Raw genomic sequence first — 21087 nt, forward strand, 5'->3', positions numbered from 1 at the left:
TATAGCACAAATGTTCTCATTCAAATGCAGCAATTTGACTTAGAGCGTTTTCTTTCCTACACTGGGCGAACTTGGAATCGACCGAGGTAAGGTGCTTTGATGGCCGAGATGCTTTTGCTCTAACATACGCGCTTCGCTATCGTCCGGATACGCTCCGGGCCGTGAGCGTTCGTTGCCGACAGGGCAACTTCTCGTTGCGCGCGCATTTGCAATCCGCAGGTGATGGCGCAACCGCATCCGCAACCCCACACTGGACAGCGTGCCCCGCGCTTCTTTGCGAGGGCGACCGCCGCCGGACCATACCTCGAAGGAGATTCCCGTGACCGAGAACCCCCAAACTGCACCGCACGTCCCCTCTGCCCCCAGCGCGCCCTTGAGCGCCGCCGGCCTTCCTTTGGCCAAAAACTGGCTCGCCATCATCGCGTTCATCTGGGCCGGCCAGGCGGTTTCCATGATCACCAGCTTCGCCGCCGGCTACGCGGTGGTGTGGTACGTGACCGAATCCACCGGCAGCGCACTCGCGCTAGCCGCCATGAACATCGCCGCCATGCTGCCCATCGGGCTGCTCTCGCCCTTCGGCGGCATCGTGGCCGACAAGCACAACCGCAAGCTCATCATGATCGCCGCCGACGGGGCCGTAGGCGCAATATCGCTGGTTGCGGGCCTGCTCATCTTAGCCGGCGATGTGTCCCTTCCGCTGCTTTTGGCCGTGTGCGTAGCCCGCGCGGTGGGCCAGGCCTTCCACACCCCGGCCATGATGGCGGCCATGCCCATGCTCGTGCCCGACAAGCACCTCTTGCGCATCAACACCTTGGACCAGCTGCTGGCCGCCATCGCCTCCATCGGGGCGCCGGCCTTCGGCATCTTCCTGTACACCACCCTCGGCTTCTCGTCGGTGATGTTCCTCGACTTCGCCGGCGCCTGCATTGCCGTCGCGGGGCTTTTGCTGGCGAAGGTGCCCACCGTGGTAGACCCGTCGGCCGAGCGTCAGCACGTGCTGGCCAACCTGCGCGACGGCTGGCGCGCCGTGGCGAAGACCCGCGGGCTTCTGCTGCTCATCGGCGGCGTGACCGTAGGCATGATGATCTTCGGCCCACTGTCGGCCATGTGCCCGCTCATGACCTACAACCACTTCGGCGGCAACGGCTACGACGCCTCCATCGGCGAGGCCGCCTTCGGCATCGGCATGCTGGCGGGCTCGATGATCCTCATGGCCTGGGGCGGGGGCCGGCGCCTGGCGGGGCTCATCGCCGTGGCCGCGGTCGTCGTGGGCGTGTGCACAGCAGTCTGCGGCCTCTTGCCACCCGACGGCTTCCCCGCCTTCGTGCTGATGATGGGGGCCATGGCCGTCGCCTGCGCCTGGTTCAACGGGCCGCTGATGACGCTCACCCAGCGTCACGTGCCCGACGAGAAGATGGGTCGCGCCATGGGCCTGCTCACGGCGGCCACCGGCCTTGCGGCGCCCATCGGCGTAGCCGTCGGCGGCGTGCTGGCCGAGCAGATCGGCATCGCACCGTTCTTCCTGCTAGACGGCCTCGCCTGCCTGACGTTGGGGCTGGTGCTGTACCTTCCTCGCTCGGTGCGGGCACTCGATGAGGCCTGAGCGACGGGGCAGCCTGCCGCCCAGGAACGCTCGGCGTCCCCCGGGGTGCCCTTCCCAACCTGACACGTTCGTAAGGTAAGCGTAAGCCCGATCGATGGAGCCGCCGCGTCCCTTTCCCTAGGATGAAACCAGGCTCGCAACCCACGTTATGCCGGGCATGCGCCGACCCCGACTACGTAGAGCTCGGCTTCGGGATGCTTCGACCGAGCGAGTTCCGCAGCGAACGGAACAGTCCGGCGGACTGTTCCGCCGAGCGAGGACTGTCTGAGCGAATCGGAGTATCCCGAAGTCGAGCTTGGAGGGATAGGGCATGCTCGACTGCCTCCAGCAGGGGCGAAGAGCCGAGCCGCATTCGCCGAGAGAAAGGAACGCCGTGAACATGCCAGGGAAAATCATCCTTGCCGTTGCTATCATCGGGGTGGTGGGCGCCATGATCGCCCACCAGCTGCCCAAGACCGAGAGGAGCTACCACTAATGGCTGAAGTGTACACCGAACCCACCCCCTCGGCCTTCGGCGCCAACCCCACCGACCCGGGCACGCCGCTGCCGCTTTCCGCCGATGACCGCGACGCCCTCGAGGGCCTGGCCGCCGCCTTCTCGCGCGACAGCTACGCACCCGGGGCCTCCTCGGCCGCCGCGGGCCGCGCCGCCCACACAGCCGGCGCCCCTGCCTCCGCGCCCCACGGCGCCCACGCGGCTGCCCCGCGCCCTGCGGGCTCCCCCATCCTGTCGGTGCGCTCCATCGAGAAGGTCTTCGGCAGCCGCGACTCGGTCACCCATGCCCTCGCCGGCATCTCCTTCGACGTGGTCGCCGGCGAGTTCGTCGGCATCATGGGGCCGTCCGGCTCCGGCAAGACCACGCTTCTGAACTGCGTGTCCACCATCGACACCGTCACGAGCGGGCACATCATCGTGGGCGGCCGCGACATCACCGGCATGTCCCGCCGCCAGCTGGCAAAGTTCCGCCGCGACGATTTGGGCTTCATCTTCCAGGACTCCAACCTGCTCGACACCCTCACCGGCTTCGAGAACATCTCGCTCGCGCTCACCATCAAGGGCGAGCCGGCGCGAACCATTCCCGGCAAGGTGAACGCCATAGCCGCGCGCCTCGGAGTGGACGGCGTGCTTTCCAAGTACCCCTACCAGATGTCGGGCGGCCAGAAGCAGCGCGTGGCCGCGGCACGGGCCATGGTGTGCGACCCGAAGCTCATCTTGGCCGACGAGCCCACCGGCGCGCTCGATTCCCGCGCGGCCACCGTGATGCTCGAGATCATGGAGATGATGAACGTCCAGATGGGCGCTACCATCATGATGGTCACCCACGATGCCTTCGCCGCCAGCTACACGAACCGCGTGCTGTTCATCAAGGACGGCGCCGTGTTCAACGAGCTGCGCCGGGGCGACGAGAGCCGCGACGCCTTCTTCGCCCGCATCATGGAAGTGGTGTCGTTCCTCGGCGGGGAGGCCGGCCATGTATCTTAAACTCGCCCTGCGCAACATCCGCCGATCGGTGCGCGACTACGCCGTCTACTTCATCACGCTCCTGTTCGGCGTGGCGGTGTTCTACGCGTTCAACTCCATCGGCAGCCAGCAGATTCTCTTCGACATGGAAAGCTCGGCGTCATCGAACATCTTCGACGCCACCACCCAGATGCTCGGCATGTTCTCGGTGGTGGTGGCCTGCGTGCTGGGCTTCCTCATCCTGTACGCGAATCAGTTCCTCATCCGCCGCCGCAAGCGCGAGTTCGGCACCTACCTGGTGCTCGGCATGACGCCGGGGCATGTGTCGCGCATCGTGCTGTACGAGACGGTGCTCGTGGGCCTCATCTCGCTGGCCGTGGGACTTATCTGCGGCGTGCTGCTGTCCCAGGCGCTGTCGTTCTTCACCGCGGCGCTGTTCGGCACCACCATGAGCAACTACCAGTTCGTGTTCTCACCGGACGCGCTCGTGACCACCCTCATCTGCTTCGCGGCCATCTACGTGGTGGTGGCTCTGTTCAACACGCTCACCGTGAGCCGCTGCAAGCTTATCGACCTCATCCGCGCCGGCGAGAAGAACGAGCGGGCCGGCGTGCGTAACCCGTGGGTATGCCTCGTGGTGTTCATCGCGTCCATCGCCGTTTTGGCCTACGCCTACCAACAGCTCATAGAGAACGGCCTGGTGATGATGGACCAACCCGAGTTCGTGCGCGCCACTATCGGTATGCTCGTGGGCTCGCTCATGTTCTTCTGGTCGCTTGCCGGCTTCGCCATCGCCGTGCTCACGCACCTGCGCGGCGTGTACCTGCGCAAGCTGAACCTGTTCACCGTGCGCCAGATCGCCAGCAAGGTGAACACGGCGTTTCTGTCGCTGTGGGCCGTGTGCGTGCTGCTGTTCTTTTCCATCACCGTGTTCTCGTCGGGCATGGGGCTCGTGGAGGTGTTTGTCGGCGGCGTGGAGAAGGCCAATCCCTATTCGGCCAGTCTGAGCGCCGGGGTGTGGTACGGCCCTGACGGCACACCGGGCTCCTCGGCCGGCGAGCGCGAGCGCCGCGCCGAGATGGAAGCCGATGCCCCCGACCGTCTGACCATCGCCGAAGAGTACGACTGGGATATGGCCGCCGTGCTTGAAGCGGGCGCGCCCGAGCTGTGGGCCGAGACGATAGGCGAGTGGGCCCAGGTGACCACCTGGTCGCTGCCCGATATGACCTACGACCCCCTCATCAACGCCGCCGAGACCGTGGCGAGCGCCGACGACATGCGCCTCGACGATTTGGGGAAGGTGCGCGATACCGCCGTGGGCGTGGTGTCGCTGTCCGACTTCAACGCCACCCGCGCTCTGCAGGGGCAGCCGGCCGTGGAGCTTGAGCCGGGCACCTGCGGCCTGGCAAACAACATGGAGATCGTCAAGCCCTTGGCCGATGCCGTGCTGAAGGCGGCCCCGACCATTACCGTGGCGGGCCAAGAGCTCGCCCTGGCCGGCCCTATCTACGACACGCAGATGGAGGACAACGCCATGACCGCCACTGCGCTGATCTTCGTGGTGCCCGATGAAGCGGTGGAGGCTCTGCGCGCCGAGGGGCTCATTCCCACGACCCAGATACTGAACGTGATGTACGCCGACAACGGCAAGACCGCCGCCCAAAACGATGCGGCTTTAGGAGACATCGTGGCCGCTACCCAGCCTGCGGACATGGGCGGCTTCGAGAAGGGGCGCAGCGGCGCCGACGACCCCTATGCAAGCTTGCTGTGGCCCGTTACGCGCATCCTCACGGCCCACGAGATGACCGATCAATCGGCCGGCCTGCGCCTCATGATCACCTACCTGGCGCTCTACATCGGCTTCATCTTCCTCGTGTCCACCGCCGCCATCCTGGCCATCCAGCAGCTGAGCCAAGCCTCCGACTCGGCGCCACGCTACCGCATCCTGTGGAAGCTCGGCTGCGACGCGGGCATGATCTACCGTTCGCTGCTGGCCCAGGTGCTCGTGTACTTCCTCGTACCGCTGGCGTTGGCGGTATGCCACGCGTCCTGCGCCATCGGCGTGCTGTCCGATTCCATGTTCGATGCCATCGGCGTGAGCACCCTCACCCCCATCATGATGGCCGCAGGGCTCACCGTCGTCATCTACGGCGGCTACATGCTCGTCACCTACCTGGCCGCCCGCGGCATCACGAAAACCGCCCTCACCGAGGGGTAAAAAGCGCTATGATGGAGCCTGAAATTTCCGCAGGCGAAAGGACCAGCATGGAATACCAGTCGTTGCAAGACGAGATCAAGGCGGCCATGAAGGCACGCGACAACCATCGCCGCGACATTTTGCGTCAGGTGCACACCGAGTTGAAGGCCATCGAGGTGAACGAGCGCCGCGACGTGACCGAGGCCGACGTGGACGCCATGCTCAAGCGCGTCATCAAGCAGACGAAGGAGACGCTCGACGGCTCCATCAAGGCGGGGAACAACCAGGAGCGCACCGACACCCTCACCGAGCAGGTGGCTATCCTGGAAGGCTATCTGCCGAAGCAGGTGGAGGGCGACGAGCTGATCGCGCTCATCGACGCGGTGCTCGCCGACACCGGCGCCACCACCAAGAAGGACATGGGCCGCGTGATGGGCGAGCTCACGAAGCGCACCGGCGGCAACTTCGACAAGGCAGCCGCCGCCAAGGAACTCGGCGGGAAGCTGAGCTAGACCGCATCTAAGCCGCGCACCATCTCCGAACGCAAGGAAGGCCTCCCTCGGGAGGCCTTCTCAATCCCAAAGACCTCCTCCGACCGGGAAGTCTTTCTTCGCTAAAAAAGTTAAAGCGACCTAAAAGAGTTAAAGCAAACTGCGCTCAATGAGTGCAGGATTTGAAGAAGAGGCGCACTTATTGAGCGCACTTCTCAGTACCATTTAGCACGACAACGAAGTGGTGCCGATGCGCTGCCGCGGGAGACTAAAGCGCTTCCTCACCCGAGGGGGCAGAAGCATCCCCCATACCTCGGGCGCTTCCCATCGACGCGATAACAACACTTGCGAAGATGCAGGCAAAGCCGCCGTAGCTCATACCCTGAAGAGACTCTGTGCCTAATATCGCCGAGGTAATCACGCAGAACACCGCCTCGGTCGACAGCAGAATAGAGGCCAGGGACGGAGGAACGAAGCGCAGTCCTACATTCTGGCACAGCAGCGGCACAAGCGTTGAGAACACTGCGACGAACCCCATCAGGCCCCATACGTCAAGGGTTCCGACCGCCTTCATGACCCCAGCGCCATCCTGCAGCAACGCAATACCGAGACCGATGATGCCCACGGTGGCCATCTGCACCGCCGACAGTGCGATGGCGTTTCGGGCATCGACCATCGCTCCCGTTGCCACAACCTGCACGGCGAACAGCCCGGCACCGAGCAGGCTCAGCGTGGCTCCCCATGTGAACCCAGGGCCCTCAGCACCCTCGAACAGCAACCATATGCCCGCGACCGCCACAACCGCCGCCGCCATGAGAGAAGCCCTCGGGCGCACTCGCGCAAATGCCCAGGCAACGAACGGAACCGCAACGCAATATGTCGACGTGAGAAAAGAGCTTTGCGACGGGCTCACGAAAGCAAGGCCCGCATGATTGAGCAGGAACACGCCAGCAGAAATTACACCAAGGGCAACGCCATGCAGCACCAGCGTCGGCGACAAGCCCCTCACAAGATGCCGGGAACCCACGCCCGCGAGAAACAGAGCGGCCAGGGCGAAGCGCAGCCCGACAGCCGCCGCGAACCCACACATGTCGACGGCATCCTTCACGGCAAGCGTTCCAGCGCCTCGCAAAGCAGCCGCGAGAATCAGCAGGGCCGCGCCGACAATCGGATAATGCAGCTGCCCTTTGCCTCCCATACCAGTTCCTTCCTTGCCTACCCCTCCACATTCCTTGTTATACTACTGGCATACCATGACGTACCATGAGGGGGGGCACCATGGAAGAGGATTGGCTGAGCATCGGGCGCATGGCGTCCTTGAACTGCATCTCCGATAAGACCCTGCGCTTCTATCACGACAAGAACCTCCTTGTGCCCGACCGCATCGACCTGGAGAACGGTCGGCGCTACTACTCCCTGGAACAATGCTCCGCCCTCGATTTCATTCAGCAGATGCAGACAACCGGGCTTTCCCTGCAGGATATCAAAACGATCATCGACACGAGCGACGAGGACGTTCTGCGACGAGCACTCGCGGAACGCATCGCCGATCTCGATCACCAGCTGCAAGTCGTCAGCGCGTCCCTCGCAGCCACCCGCGAGATGCTCCGCGGGCTCGACTTCTTTGAGCATTATCGGGCAGAAGCGGCCCCCATTACCCGCGAGCTTCTTCCCGAACAGCGAATTTGGGAGTTCCCCATGGGAGAGAGCAGCCTGCCGAACACCACCAGCTTTGACTATGAAGACGCCCTGGCCATCTGGCTGCGCGATCTGCGCGCCATTAAGATCGCCATTGCCGAAACCCTCGACGCAGAGCATTTGGAAATCCCCCTCTCCCTGCTTTTCCGCAACGTAGGCGCCCGCTACACCTTGCAGGCGTGCCGAGATCGCAGCCCAGCTTTCGCCAGCGCCTTCGTCGTGGTGCCCCCCGTAGCGTGGGACGCCCTGGAGAATCGTCTCACTATCGTTCCCTCCGGCGAATACCTCACCATGGGCGGTCGGGGCATGGCCGATGAGGAAACCAACGAGCGGGCTACCATTCGAGCCGCACAGACCCTTCTGCGCCATGCGGAGGAAAACGACCTTGCCCCCGACGGCGACTTCCTCATAAAAGTGCCCTCGGATATCCCAGCGCTCATGCACGGGAAATCCGAGGACATCTTTCAGATTGTTCTCCGGGTAGAAGCCTAGGCGCCCACTTCAACGAGTCCCGGAACCGCGGGCGGCGTCTCGCGCTCCTCGAACTGGATCGATACGACGTTGCGTGCGAAGTTCTGAGCCGAGGTCGCTCCCATCCAAACCTGGTTCGTGCCGCCTACGGAATTGGCCAACTCCGCGCCGTTGATGGCATATACCACCATGGCATAGCGATGCCTGACGAAGCTGAGGGGCAACGCCACCTCGTAGCCGTCCTCGGAGGTAAACACCACCGTGTTGGCGCTTTCCGAAACACCGGCGCGCTCCATGATGGAAGCGAGGGTCACGCCGGTCGTCTCCGCGTTGACCGCCCCGTACTCCCCCGCCGGATTGCCGGCGCACGAGCATCCCATCATGACAACGCGGGCCTCGCCTTCCTCAGCCAGCTCGCCCAACGTAGCCGTAAACGCCGACGACACGCTTCCGCCCACCGTCACCGACCACGCCGCGGCTTCAGTCTCGGAAAGACTCCGGGAGTCCGGAGCCTGCGCTCCGCAAAGAACCTGCGGAATCTGGCCGAGTGCCTGGCGAATCTCGCCCAGGCTGGAAGGCGCCCCCTGAGAATAATCGAAGGCACCCGCCGCATTCGGCAGCAGAACCATAGGGTTGCCCGCTCGATCAGCCACGACACCCTCGTCAATCGCGCTGTCGGCCAGAGCCGGTTGGGCAGCTAAGGCGGTCGCAGAAGTCGCGCTTCCAGCAACGAGCAGCGCAGAGGCCGCCAAACTCATAACTTGCGTCTTCTTCATAACTTTTCTCTCCCTCCTGGTTACTGAGCGTCGGCTTCGCTCGCGGCCGCAGTGCGCAATGCGTCCAGATCGGAATGAGCCACAAACATCACTTCAACGGGGTCTGGCGTCACGCTAGGAGTGCTGATCAATTCCCATTCGCCCGTCTCGGCATCGAGGATACGACGCTGGGGATTGGTCTGCTCGAGAGACGGATCGGTAAGAGCTCGCACCGCGATGCAGTAGGCGCCGTCCGCCTCAGGGGTGAACTCGTAGGACCAGCGCACCCATTGATCGGTATTGTTCTCCTCTATGTCGAAGCGCTTCCAGGTTTTGCCGCGATCCATGGATATTTCGATGGCGACGATGGGACGATCATAGGCATCGGCATAACCCTCGATAGTCAGCGGCTGTCCGGCTTGCACGATCTCACCCTCTTCGAGACCGATGATGCCGGCGTTGGGGGTATTCACCATAACGTAGTCCTGGTCCCACCAGCCGTTGCGATCGCCCAGACCGTTCTCCGCCGTCGTCTGAGCATCGCAGAACTGGATGCCGGAAAGCTCCTTCACAAAGCACCCAGCACCGGTGCCCCCCGTCATGAACAAGCAGGGATAGCCGTTGCTCCAAGACACCGGCTCGCCATTGATCTCATAGACCACCATTGCGGTTTGATCCTTGATGCTCTCCATGGTGGTACCGGCGGCGTAGCCCTCTTGTCCCTGGAGCATGATGGAAACTGCCGTGTCCTTCACGCCCACCTGCTCGGTGAAGAACGACAGGGGGATGCCCGTGGCCTCCACTTGGCCGATACCGCCGCCGCCATTGGGCTCAAGGGTGCAGTGCAGTTTGATGAGATGGGTCTCGGAAGGCGCGTTCTCCATCAGATCCCGCAGGCTCCAGGTTTTCTCCTGCTCCACAGCGCCGCCCACGGTGATAGTCCATTCGTCTAGAAGGCTTTCATCCAGCGGCACATTTTCCACCCGATTGTCTCGGCGCAGACGATCCCAATCGAAGTAGATGGCGTTGAGGTCGAAGAGCTCCTCCTGCGACACAGCACCGTCCTGGGTGGATGCGAAAGCCCCAGTTATGCCATCGCTGTCGATGTCGGTGATACCGCGCAGCTTCGCATGCTTGACGGCATCCCACAGATACATGGTGCTCTTCGACGACTCATCGGTAGTGGAAGTATCGTGGCAGCTCCAGCAGTCGGCATCATCGCGATGGATCGCATGAATCATCGTGGAGAACGAGTCCTCGACTGTTTGGTAGGAACCGCGGCCGTATTCATGGCAGTCGATACAGGAGTCCACCGTCCATTCGCAGTCGATGCCGTTGAGTCCCGGGTGCTCGTATTCCCCATCTGCGAGCAGCTGGCGCAGATCCTCGTGGCACGACTTGCAGCCACGGTTGTCGGCATCCAGGTATACCGTATTGTAGGCTTGGAACCCCGGCTGCTTGAAGTACGCAACATCGTCGATGGTGTCTTCTGGCGTAATCTGTATAAGGGTGCCATCGTCTTTTTCCACGATCTTCGGCAACCCCGCCGAAACCAGCTCAGGATCGGCCGTCTCGGAAACGGCGCCCTGCGCGCAGCCTGCGAGAGAGGCCGTCGCGGCCAACGCCAGCGCCACTCCCCCTGCCAATAACTTTCGCTTCATAACTACATCCCTTCTCTCATATTCCCATCGCCTTCAAAACGCGAAGATCCTGTCATCAATTCAATAGCGCGACGGCGTACGCCAGATAGTCGGCGTGCATACCCGCGAACACCACGAGAAACCGGAGCGCACAACCGCCTACCAAGGCCCCCGCCGCCCCCACAACCGTAACCTTTCTCATGAAGATGTTCGACGCAGCAAGCCCCGCAATAGCAGCGGCAAGGGGGAAGACCAGCCCGAGGCCCACAAACACGAGCCAGAACCACGGCGCAAAGCCGCCCTGCAAAAGCAACGTCGCTGCGGCCGCCGATGCAGCCCCCGCCGCGCCCGACCCGTTGAGCGCCGAAGTGAGAAGCGCCGCGAGGGCAATCGCCTCGAGCAGCACCAGGGCAACGACGGCGATCTCCAGCCCTCGATGCGCCTTTTTCCCGACGGGTTCCCGTGTCGCTATAACAAGCAGCTCCACCAATGCCACACCGGTGTCGAGGGCCGACACCGTGAACAAGCACGGGAGAAACGGGCTGTTCCACAGCGGGACGCCTGGAGCCGACATGAGCAACATGCCCGTATAGGCCGCAACGCCAAGGGCCAGCACCAGGCCCACTGCCATCAGAACCGTCACCGCCTTGCTCTGATACAGCGGGCGCGCTACCCGATCAGACAGCGATTTGGCAGCTTCTCCACCATCCTTCAGCTGATCCGCGGTTGCGTTCCGCCGACCGTCAACGAGCTTCTGTACCTGGGGGCAAGTAAGCACGGCGCAGGCGAAAAACACCGCCATGGCGGCAAACGCCACCCAGGCACCAAATGTCATCCACGAGGTGAAATGGCTGAAACTCTGCCACAAAAGCACTCCCCGCAGGGGGAACACCAGCTCGGTGACGAGGAAGAGCAGTCCCAGCCCCAAACAGCCGAGCGCCGCCCACATGGCCATGTTCAGTGCCCGGCGAGCCTTCTCGCGATCATGCAAGAACAAGACCGCCGCCGTTGCGAAGGCGCCTGCCCCCAAACCGCCCAAAAAGAGGTAGGCTGCTGGCTGCCATCCCCACACCAACTCAAGTCCTTCCATAGCTTATACTCCTCCGACCTCTCGACTCTTCTCCCGGCGCCCTCAGCGAAGCACCAGCGACGGCCCATTTGGCCCATCAAGCTGGCGAACCCGCTCCGATTTAGCAAGCAGCTCGTCCAAGGGGCCGCATCGCAGGGCTCCGGTCTTGCAGGCCCGAACGCAATGGGGGCGATCGCCCAGCTCCACTCCGACTTCGCTGCAGAAATCGCATTTATCCATGCCGCTGGAGTTGTAATGAGGCACACCATAGGGACATGCCTGATAGCAGTACTTGCAGCCAATACACCGGTCTCCGTCAACATGCACAATGCCGCCATCGCCCTTGGTAATGGCCCCTGCTGGGCACACGTCCATACAGGAAGGGCGCTCGCAATGCATACACGAAGTGGACAGATAAACCTCTCCACCATCTCTGACCTGATATGTGCTGATGCGTCGGCGCGCCTGCTCTTCCTCCGGCGTGCGATTCCACAGGCGGCAAGCCTCGATGCAATGACCACAGTTGATGCAGCGATGAGCGTTCACGATGAACCCGTACTGCATGCCATCGCGATGCGCATCAGCCGTTGAGATCCCCTCATCTGCCTGCGCCTGCGAAGTGCCCCCGGGAATCACGCACAGCGCACCACCTGCCAGCGCTCCGCCCATTGCGAGCGCCCCTCCTATAAGCATGCGGCGCGTCACGCCTCTCTGAGCCATCATGGCATCGACCTCCTTCCTCTTCTCTGATTTGAAACTTAGGGCGACCCGGAAAAGAAGTCGCCCGGCCATCGAGCCAAGGCGACTCTACAACTTCCAGCTACTGGAGGTTCAAGGGGATAAATCAAAGTTTTTCACTCAGATATTTGGCAACTGGACGCAAAAACGAGGTCTCCCGGTGAACTGCCTTCCATTTCTTGACAACGAGAAATGGAAGGCAGTTCAGCTTTGGGACGCGGGTCGTTGCGAGGGCTTTCTTCGCTAAAAAGCCAAAGCACCCTAAGAGAGCTAAAAGCAAATCGCACTCATTGAGTGCAGAATATGCTAGAATACTGCACTCAATGAGTGCAATACTGTGAAGGAGCGCCCGTGGATCAGCTCTATGAAAATATGCATCGACTGCTCGCTAACACACCGAATCGGTTTGTTCGGTATCTCTACCCGCATATTCATTGGGAGAGCCGCATGCTCGGCATTGTCGGTCCTCGCGGCGTGGGCAAGACGACCCTTCTCCTTCAGCACATCCTCAACAGCGATCAGGTAAATGAATCCCTCTTCGTATTTGCCGACAGCATGTACTTCGCGGAGCACACACTCTTCGATACCGCCGAGGCCTTCTCGAAAAACGGCGGCACCTTCCTCTATATCGACGAGGTGCACAAATACGAGGGCTGGTCGCGCGAGCTGAAAGCGATTTACGACTCCTTCCCCCATCTGCGCGTGCGTTTCACCGGCTCCTCGGTGCTCGACATCGAGAAGGGTGAGGCCGACCTCAGCCGCCGCGCCCCCAAATACCACCTGCAGGGCCTCTCCTTCCGAGAGTTCCTCACCATGCGCCACAACATCAGCTGCGAGCCCTATACGCTCGAGGAGATACTCGCCCACAAAGCTGTGATCCCGGGGGTCGAGCACCCCCTTCCTCTTTTCCGGGAATACCTCGCAAGCGGCTATTATCCGTTTGGAAGCGATCCTGAATTTGATATCGAGCTCGGTCAGGTGATCACTCGCACCTTGGAAGTGGACATACCGCAATTCGCCAACATGAATGCCGCGACTGGCCGCAAGCTCAAACGCCTGATGGCCCTCGTAAGCACCATGGCTCCCTTCAAGCCGAGCATGGCGAGCATTGCCGGCAAAATCGAGGTGAGCCGCAACAACCTTGAGGACTACTTCATGTTCATGGAGAAGGCGGGGATGATAGCCCGGCTCAGGCAATCCGGCTCGTCCATCAACCTGCTCGGCAAAGTTGAAAAGGTGTATCTGGACAACTCCAACATCCTCATGAACCTTGGCGATGAGAACTCCGATCGAGGAACGGTTCGCGAGACCTTCTTCTTCAATCAGATGCGCGTCAACCACCTGGTGACGGCATCCCCCGTATCCGACTTCGAAATCGACGGCATTACATTCGAGGTGGGCGGCAAGAGCAAAGGCTCCGACCAGGTGCGAAGTGCGGAGCGGGGATACGTGGTTAAGGACGATATCGAATACGGCTTTGCCAACGTCGTGCCCCTTTGGGCCTTCGGCCTCAACTATTAGCAAGTTCGGACGTGACGTCTGGCAAACGGCATAAGAACGGTCGCCGCCAAAGAGCTGGGCGGGAAACTGAGCTAGACCGCATCTAAGCCGCACACCACCTCCGAACGTGAAGAAGGCCTCCCCGCAGGGAGGCCTTCTCAGTTGCGGCGCTTTGTCGAAAGCGGGCCGCTTGACCCGTCTATCCGCTAAAGCGGGGGCGCGCACCGCACGGGCACGCGCCCGGCTGTTCCTAGAAGAACGGGTAGATGCTCACACCGGTCATGTAGAACACCGTGCGCAGGGCGAGCGCGCTCACGAGCACGCAGGCCACGCAGATGGCGCCCCACACCTTCCAGTCGCCCTTGGCCTTGCCGGCGAAGGCGGCGGCCACGCCGCACGCCGCCGCCACGATGGCCGCGATGGAGAAACCGAGCGACGCGCCGGAGAAGGGCTCGGTGGAGCCGTCGGGCGTCACGTCGAGCGTCGGGCTCGTCGGGTCGAACCAGAACTCAACCTGCGTGTAGGCACCGGCCGTGGCCTGCATGGCGATGAGGTAGGCCACCACCAGCACCACGTTCACCACCTGGCCGATGAGGTTCACCTTGGCCGCGTAGTCGGTCGACTCGTCCTTCACGGCCACGAGAATGGCCATGGTGGCCGGGCCGAAGCCGCAGGCCGCGCCGAGCAGCGAGCCGATCTGCATGACAGTGTCCCACGCGGGCAGCGAGGCCATCATGTAGGAGTGACCCATCACACCCACGAGGATTACCGAGATCACGATACCCACCACGGCAAGCCATGCGGGCACCTTGGCCTCATCGCCGCCGCGACGCAGGTACACGAAGTAGACCACCATCACCACGAACAGCACGATGATGGCGATGAGCTCCTGGGTGATGCCCGAGCTCAAGTGGCCGAAGCCGTTGAAGATGCGCTCCCAGTGCTCCAGGTGGAAGAACACCGCGATGCCGCCCACGACCAGAAGCGCGGTCGAGGTGATGAGCGCCGGCATCTGGGTGCGGGCGCCCTGGCCGCGCAGCGCGTAGAGGCACTGGGTGCCGAACACGCCCGCAGACCACGCCAGAAGCGTCGTAAACAGAATAAGGGGCCATTGCAGTTCCATCGCGCTACTCCTTTCCCTGCCACGTGCGATTACGCAGGATGTAGCAATGCTTCGGGCCGTTGCCCGTGTCGGTCAGGTGGTACACGTCCGCCTCGGTGTAGGGCTCCACCCAGTCCTTCAGGGTGGTGCGGTTCTGCATCATCTCCTCGTAGGGCGTCGCCAAGTCATGGGTGGGGGCGAGCGCCTGGAAGGAGTCGATACCGGCATCCAAATCGCCGAAGAAGCGGGCGCGGGAGCCGCACTGGGCCACGCACTGGGGCAGCTCGCCTTGGGCGGTGCGCTGCTGGCACAAGGTGCACTTCTCCACGACGCGCTCCTCCTCGTTGAGGTAGCGCACGCCATAGGGGCAGGCCATGGCACAGAACTGGCAGCCGATGCACTTCGATTTGTCGATCTGCACCGTACCGTCCTCGGTGACATGGGAGGCCTGGGTGGGGCACACCTTCACGCACTCGGGATCCTCGCAGTGCTGGCACTGGATGGGGAGGAAGTACATCTCCACGTCGGGCCAGTCGCCGGAGCCGCCCGGGGTGGGCGTGGGGCCGATGCGCAGGGTCTTGATCCAGAAGTCGCCGGGCATGACGCCGTTGACGGTCTTGCACGCCGCCGAGCAGGCCTGGCAGCCCACGCAGCGGTTCAGGTCGGTAACGATAGCGTAGCGGGCCATCTTACATCACACTCCCATCCCACTCGGGTTCGCCTTCGAAGCGGGCACGCAGGCCCTTGCCCGTGGGCACCCACTCGCGCAGGCGCGGGTCGGAGGCGTCATGGATGCACTCCACGCCGTTCGGGTCGCACGGCACCGGGTTGCCGAACGGGGAGTTCTCAGCGGTGGCCTTGTAGACGATGGTCGGAGTGGAGCGCATGGTGGCGCAGCCGCCGACAGTGTCCTGGCCGTAGGGGTCGTTCACGCAGTTGATGCCGACGAGCTCGAAGCCATGGGAGGCCGTGTCGAACTCGGGGAACCACCAGGCGTGATTGGCATTCACCACGCCCTGGGAGATGCCGTAGTACAGATCCAGCACCTCGCGGACCTTGCCCCACGGGGTCTCGATCCACACCCAGTCGCCCTGCTTGAGACCCAGACGCTCCGCGTCCTTCGGGTTCATCTCGATGCGCGGAGACGGCCACACCTCGCGGCACCAGGGCAGCTGGCGATGCTCGGAGTGGAAGTAGGTAGGCTGACGGGAACCCGTGGTCATGAGGAAGATGTTCTCGGGCATGGCCTTCAGGGTGTCCTTGTAACCGTGGTTCATGAAGTAGGTGTCGTCAGCCTGATCGATGAGCGCCGGGTCGTACAACTCGGGCTTGGCCACCGGCGAGTCGGTAGGCTCGCGGTAGATGGGGAAGCGATCGTCGTCGCCCTGGAACTGCGGCAGGTCGGAGTGCGCCCACTTGTCGGAGTCCTCCGGCACCTCGCCCATGTTGCAGATGTAGGCCTCGCACACAAGCGACCAGATCTCCACCAGGCCCGACGCGGTCATGAAGCCGGGGTGGAAGTCCACGAGCGGGAACAGGTTGAAGCCGCCCTGCTGACGACGCCAGCCCATCTCATGACGGCGGAAGGTGCCCCAACGCTCGGGATGCCACTCGCGGCAATCCATCCAACCATGGTCGGTGAACCACTGCTTGGCCTCGGCCCAGGTGGGGCCGTCGGGGAACTCGGCGGTCTTCCACGCGTCCACGTTGTCCTTCAGCACGCGGTCGTGATCGGGCCACAGGTAGCTCGGCGCGCCCGAGGCGTCGTAGTCGGCACCGAGCTGCTCGGACCACTTGTCGATGAAGGTCTGGCACTGCGGCGCGTAGTTGAGGTTCTCGGCCGGCGCGGCCTCGGGGTCCTTCGTGTTCCACGGCACGCCCATGGCCTTGTACATGCCCACGTTCCAGTCAGGGTCGTAGATAGTCTCTCCCGGAGGCTCGATGGCCTGGCAGCAGCAGCCGAACATGCCACCCGAGCCCTGGGACACGCGGGTGGAGTCGATCTCCATCCAGTGCTGGCAGGGGAAGATGACGTCGGCGTTGCCGTTGTTGGGGCAGAACCACAGGTTGATATCGACGAAGAAGTCGAGCTGGGTGGTGGCATCCCACGCACGGGCGATGTTTCCCATGTTCATGATATCGCCGGACTGGCACACGCCGCCGTGCAGGGCGTACAGGGTCTCCTTGACGTTGTAGCCCACTTCCTTGTTCTCGTTCTCCATGGCCAGCGACCAGTCCGGATCCTGCAGGCAGGCGTCCCAGATGGCATTGGCATCGGCCCAACGGGCCCAGAAGCGGTTGAGCGGGAAGCGGTCGGCGTCCACCTGACCGGCCTGGCGCATGAACACCGTCGCGGGATTCGGCCAGCCCTGGGAGGGCAGCATGGCGCCGCCCATGCGCTTGGCAATGACGATGGCCTCCTCGTCGGAGGGCACCGCATTGCCGTAGCGCTCGGCCAGGGGAGAATCCTCGTCGATGAGGTACTGCACGAAATCCTGCATGTGCTTGGCGACCTCTTCGAGCGAGTAGTCGCGGCCCGGCCACACCTTGGCCGCATCGCCGTAGGGAGCAGCCTTCTGCATGTTGGAACGGCCCGGGTTGCCGTCGAACTGGCTCTTGCAGGAGCCGCGGTTGCCGGCGGGCTCATCGGAGTTGCCGGTCACGCAGGACATCATCTGCAGCACGCGGCAGTTCTGGATGGAGTTGCCGTTCTGGTCGGTGGCCAGCTGGAAGTGGATGCCGCCGTTGCCGTGGCGCGGGTCCACGCGGGTGGTCCACGTCTTCACGGCCTCCTCGTTCTTGTCGGCCGGAACGCCGGTGATCTCCTCCACCTTGTCCCAGGTGTACTGGCTCGTCAGGTCGTGGAAGCCATCCCACACGGTGCGGCACTTATAAGTGTTGCCGTCCTTCAGCTGCACCTCCACCTCGCCGGGGAACAGCGCGGGCTTCTTGGGCAGGCCGGCCGGGTTGGTCATCTTGCCCTTCTCGTTGCCCTCGTCCCAGTAGGCGTCGAACTTGGCATCGGCCGGGTCGCACCACACCGACGGGTCGGGCAGCCAGCCGGGAGCCACGAGGCCCTCCAGCGGGTGCTCGATGAACGAGCCGGTGGTCGGGATCTTGTGCATCTCGCCTTCCCACTTGCCCTCTTCGGCATCCCAGTAGGTCAGGCGGTTGTTGTTCTCGTCCCACACCATGAAGCGCTGGTACTTGCCGCCTTCCTTGATGTCGGCCTCGGTGATGAGCTTCGTGCGCATGTTGATGCCGCCGTTGCCCTCCACGAGCCAGCCTTCCGTCTTCCACGGCTTGTCGTCGCAGAACAGGAAGGGGGCGTTGGACCAGCGGCGCACCATGGTGTCGTCGTAGGCTTCGTTCTCGATGATCCAGTTGAACCAGCCGAGCGCCAGCGCGCCGTCGGTGCCGGGGCGCAGGGGCAGCCAGATGTCGGCCTCCTTGGACAGCGGCGTCACGCGCGGGTCGACGCAGATGTGCGCCGTGGCATGCGGAGCCACATCCGAGATGGTGCGGTTGGTGGTGTCGTAGTTGGAGTACTCTACCGCGGTACCCCACTGCAGATACACCTTCGGCTCGGCCTCCACCTCCATCCAGGGGGAGCCCATCTCGTCGGTCATGATGCCGGCCCAGTGACGCGGGCCCTTGCACACCTGATAGGCCAGATGCGCGTTCGGGGTGCCGAACAGCTGCTTCATGCCCTGGTAGGGGCCGAGCGACCACACGCGCGAAGTGCCGCACATCACGAAGATGGACTGTCCGCCGTACTTGTCGACGCACTCGCCCAGGCCCTGGCCGGTCAGCTCGAAGGCCTCATCCAGCGTGATGCGCACCCAGCCCGGATCGTCCGAGCCCTTGGGGTTCGTGCGCTTCACGGGGTAGCGCAGACGGTCCGGATGATACGCCGCGTGCATGGACGACTGCGACTTTGCGCAGCAATGGCCGCGGCTCTGGGGGGCCGACTCGTCGCCCTCCACCTTGATGGCCTTGCCGTCCTGCACCGTCACCCACACGCCGCACTCCACCTTGCCGCAGGCGCGGCAGCACGTGCGCACGTGCTTCAGCTCGCCAGCGGTGGCATCGGCGTCTTCGGCGAGGGCTCGCATCGGAGCGACCATCGAGGAGCTTACTGCGGCAGCTGCGCCGGTGACGGCCATCGTCTTCACGAAGTTGCGTCGCGACATGGTTAGCTGTGCCATAAAATCCCCACCTCTCTCTTTCTGTTCCTTGCCGTTTCTCCCACCGAGTCTGCGGGCGACATGTCCCACGACGCCGCGCTGTCGAGCGACGCTGCGCCGTTTTCCCCGGGACGCTTGAAGACCGGTGCCTTACGGGCGCAATTCTACGAAGGCAGCCAGTGCACCCCTTCATAGGGCATCTATGATTCGGCTTATTATTTCTGCGGAGATAAGGTCATATGAGACCCCCTGACCTGGGGTCGAGTTGAAAGGGCCGTCATTTTTTCGCCGAGTTGCTGACTCTGTGTTATCATCGCCCAAGCGAAAATCTTGCTGCGGACATATGGGGGAGCAGCTGCATAGAGAAGTGCCGGAGGAGCGTTTCGAGGAACGCCCTTACGGGGTATGCGCTGGAAGAGGGGAACCATGAAGCTGCCGCACATCAAGGTTGAAGTGGAATATCGCGAAGAGGAGACGGGCGCGCCCGGAAAGGTGTCGCCAGCGCTCATCGCCGGGTTCGGGTTGCATTGGGCCTGGGTGTATCTCTTCATGTTCAACGGCCAGTACATCCTCTTTCCCGAGACGGCCGCCATGCAGACGCTGCTATCGGCCACCTCGGGCGCGACCCATGCCGCGGCGCTGCTGATGTACGCCATCTTCTTGAAGCAGGCGCGCACGCTGTTCGACACACCCCAGCACATCCGCCGCAACCGCGTTATCGCCGCCATCCTCGTGGCCGCGGCCACGCTTCTGTGCATGGCGGGGAACCTGCTGGGGGCAGGCGCGCTGGCCGCCGCCGTGTTCGTCGCCGCCGGCGTAACGAGCGGCGTGGGCTCGGCCATGCTCCTCATGAGCTTCGGAGTGTCTTTCAGCGTATGCGACCTGCCCACCATCGCCCTGTGCACGGCGCTCTCCGTTCCCGCGAGCGCCCTCGTCTTCGCCATCACCATCAGCCTGAGCGCCCTTGTCGCGCCCGTCGGGGCTCTTCTGTGCTTCGCGCTGCCGTTCATGGAATTGCTCTGCCTGAACAAGTGCTCGGCCGACCTGGTGGACAAGCTTGAGTTCTCGTTTCTGACCATGCCCGTGCGCACGGCCTCGTTCGCCGGGCATATCGGCGTGCCGTCCCTCGTCTTCGGGCTGCTGCTGGGCGTGCTGCGCACCTGCGCGCTGACGGGGCCCCTGCTCGACCTGTTCCAAGCGGGCGATGCGGCGGCCAACGCCTTCGCCTCGGCCATCTTCACGGCAAGCCTCTTCGCGGGGCTGGCCCTCATCATGGCCATGCTCACCCTGCGCAAATCGCGCAACTTCGCCTTCCGCATGCTCGTGCCCCTCATAGCGGCGCTTTTGGCCTTGCTGTGCGCACCCTGCGGCGACGATGCGTTCTTCAACTGCTTCGCCCTGTTCAGCTGCTATTTCATGCTGGAGGCGAGCCTGTGGGTCATGTACTCCGACATTGCCCAAAGCTACCGGGTGAGCGCGTTCACCACCTTCGGCTTCGGCCACGGCCTTCTGTCGGCTGGCTCGCTCGTAGGCTTTCTCCTGCTGCAGCCGGGCGGCGTGCTGGCCGGCGCGGGGGACGATCCTTTGGCACTCGCCCTCATCGGACTCATTACCCTTACCTTGGGCACGGCCGTGCTGCCCAACGCCGCCGAGGTGCGCAGCTCCCTGAAACGCGGGCGGTTCTGCCCGTCGTTTACCGACCATACCGATCTGGAAGAGCTGATGAGCGGCGAGGCGCGCTACGAGATAGCGCCCGATCCGAGCATCTCGGAGACGATGGCGGCAGGCGGCGAGGGCGCGCAGGGCACCGGAAGCGATGCGCCGGGGGCCGTCTCGTCAGAGGCGGCAAAGGAAAGCCTGCGGCCTGATGCGCAGACGGGATCGCACGCCGTTCCGGACGCGGCGCAATCGCAGACAGCCGAATCTCCCGAGCAGCGGGCCGGGCGTTTCAAGCGCAAGTGCGCCGCTGTGGCCGACACGTTCTTGCTGTCGCGCAAGGAGACCGAGGTGCTGTTCCTCTTGGCGAAGGGCCGCAATTCCGCGGCCATCCAGGAAGCGCTCTACATTTCCGCCGGCACGGCCAACACCCACATGCGGCACATCTACCGTAAGCTCGACGTGCATTCCCAGCACGAGCTCATCGAGCTGGTGGAGAGCATGGAGGCGGAATAGGGC

The 21087-nt window shown here is 63.2% G+C and carries 15 protein-coding genes; 7 read left to right on the forward strand and 8 right to left on the reverse strand.

Going from position 1 to position 21087, the window contains the following annotated elements; all coding sequences use genetic code 11:
* The first annotated feature begins 319 nt into the window (after positions 1 to 319).
* The 4 genes from Q5064_RS06530 to Q5064_RS06545 all read left to right on the forward strand — a co-directional run bounded on the left by Q5064_RS06530 (position 320) and on the right by Q5064_RS06545 (position 5773).
* Positions 320 to 1603 carry an MFS transporter gene (locus tag Q5064_RS06530; protein WP_302963171.1) on the forward strand — a complete coding sequence of 428 codons (1284 nt, stop codon included), beginning with the start codon at positions 320 to 322 and terminating at the stop codon, positions 1601 to 1603.
* Positions 1604 to 2326: 723 nt separating this feature from the next.
* Positions 2327 to 3085 carry an ABC transporter ATP-binding protein gene (locus Q5064_RS06535; RefSeq protein ID WP_302963202.1) on the forward strand — a complete coding sequence of 253 codons (759 nt, stop codon included), beginning with the start codon at positions 2327 to 2329 and terminating at the stop codon, positions 3083 to 3085.
* A complete protein-coding gene (locus Q5064_RS06540; RefSeq protein ID WP_302963173.1) occupies positions 3075 to 5282 on the forward strand; it encodes an ABC transporter permease in 2208 nt (735 codons plus the stop codon). Before Q5064_RS06535 ends, Q5064_RS06540 begins: the two co-directional genes overlap by 11 nt.
* 47 nt (positions 5283 to 5329) lie before the next feature.
* The gene (locus Q5064_RS06545) at positions 5330 to 5773 is read left to right on the forward strand and encodes a GatB/YqeY domain-containing protein (RefSeq protein WP_302963174.1); all 444 of its coding nucleotides are present in this window, start codon (positions 5330 to 5332) and stop codon (positions 5771 to 5773) included.
* 247 nt (positions 5774 to 6020) lie between these two features.
* Here the strand turns inward: Q5064_RS06545 and Q5064_RS06550 are convergent, their stop codons facing one another.
* On the reverse strand, positions 6021 to 6950 hold the full coding sequence (locus Q5064_RS06550) for a DMT family transporter (RefSeq protein ID WP_302963175.1): 930 nt from the start codon (positions 6948 to 6950) through the stop codon (positions 6021 to 6023).
* Positions 6951 to 7030: 80 nt separating this feature from the next.
* Here Q5064_RS06550 and Q5064_RS06555 point away from each other — a divergent pair, with 80 nt between their 5' ends.
* Positions 7031 to 7942 (forward strand): MerR family transcriptional regulator, encoded by a 912-nt coding sequence (locus tag Q5064_RS06555; protein WP_302963177.1) that lies wholly within the window; start codon positions 7031 to 7033, stop codon positions 7940 to 7942.
* Here the strand turns inward: Q5064_RS06555 and Q5064_RS06560 are convergent.
* The 4 genes from Q5064_RS06560 to Q5064_RS06575 are packed head-to-tail and all read right to left on the reverse strand — an operon-like array spanning position 7939 to position 12108.
* On the reverse strand, positions 7939 to 8697 hold the full coding sequence (locus Q5064_RS06560) for a molybdopterin-dependent oxidoreductase (protein WP_302963179.1): 759 nt from the start codon (positions 8695 to 8697) through the stop codon (positions 7939 to 7941). The two genes, Q5064_RS06555 and Q5064_RS06560, sit on opposite strands and share 4 nt — an antisense overlap.
* A 20-nt stretch (positions 8698 to 8717) precedes the next feature.
* Positions 8718 to 10337 (reverse strand): molybdopterin-dependent oxidoreductase, encoded by a 1620-nt coding sequence (locus Q5064_RS06565; RefSeq protein ID WP_302963180.1) that lies wholly within the window; start codon positions 10335 to 10337, stop codon positions 8718 to 8720.
* 55 nt (positions 10338 to 10392) lie between these two features.
* Positions 10393 to 11406, reverse strand: a complete 1014-nt coding sequence (nrfD, locus tag Q5064_RS06570; protein WP_302963182.1) for an NrfD/PsrC family molybdoenzyme membrane anchor subunit — start codon at positions 11404 to 11406, stop codon at positions 10393 to 10395.
* A gap of 42 nt (positions 11407 to 11448) precedes the next feature.
* Positions 11449 to 12108 carry a 4Fe-4S dicluster domain-containing protein gene (locus Q5064_RS06575; RefSeq protein WP_302963183.1) on the reverse strand — a complete coding sequence of 220 codons (660 nt, stop codon included), beginning with the start codon at positions 12106 to 12108 and terminating at the stop codon, positions 11449 to 11451.
* A 366-nt stretch (positions 12109 to 12474) separates the two neighbouring features.
* On the opposite strand from Q5064_RS06575, the gene Q5064_RS06580 reads away from it, so the two are divergent.
* Entirely contained in the window at positions 12475 to 13644 is a 1170-nt protein-coding gene (locus tag Q5064_RS06580; RefSeq protein ID WP_302963184.1) for an ATP-binding protein, read from the forward strand.
* A gap of 229 nt (positions 13645 to 13873) precedes the next feature.
* On the opposite strand, the gene Q5064_RS06585 is transcribed toward Q5064_RS06580, so the two are convergent.
* Genes Q5064_RS06585 through Q5064_RS06595 form a run of 3 tightly spaced genes read right to left on the reverse strand, consistent with a single transcriptional unit; the run spans position 13874 to position 18933 of the window.
* Positions 13874 to 14746: a DmsC/YnfH family molybdoenzyme membrane anchor subunit gene (locus tag Q5064_RS06585; RefSeq protein ID WP_302963185.1), complete on the reverse strand. Its 873-nt coding sequence runs from the start codon at positions 14744 to 14746 to the stop codon at positions 13874 to 13876.
* A gap of 4 nt (positions 14747 to 14750) precedes the next feature.
* Positions 14751 to 15413 carry a 4Fe-4S dicluster domain-containing protein gene (locus Q5064_RS06590; protein WP_302963186.1) on the reverse strand — a complete coding sequence of 221 codons (663 nt, stop codon included), beginning with the start codon at positions 15411 to 15413 and terminating at the stop codon, positions 14751 to 14753.
* 1 nt (position 15414) lies between these two features.
* Positions 15415 to 18933, reverse strand: coding sequence for a molybdopterin dinucleotide binding domain-containing protein (locus Q5064_RS06595; RefSeq protein ID WP_302963187.1), 3519 nt, complete (start codon positions 18931 to 18933; stop codon positions 15415 to 15417).
* Between the two features lie 405 nt (positions 18934 to 19338).
* On the opposite strand from Q5064_RS06595, the gene Q5064_RS06600 reads away from it, so the two are divergent.
* Positions 19339 to 21084, forward strand: a complete 1746-nt coding sequence (locus Q5064_RS06600) for a LuxR C-terminal-related transcriptional regulator (protein WP_302963188.1) — start codon at positions 19339 to 19341, stop codon at positions 21082 to 21084.
* Positions 21085 to 21087 lie beyond the last annotated feature (3 nt).

Source organism: uncultured Adlercreutzia sp. (assembly GCF_958431955.1).
Classification (GTDB): domain Bacteria; phylum Actinomycetota; class Coriobacteriia; order Coriobacteriales; family Eggerthellaceae; genus Adlercreutzia.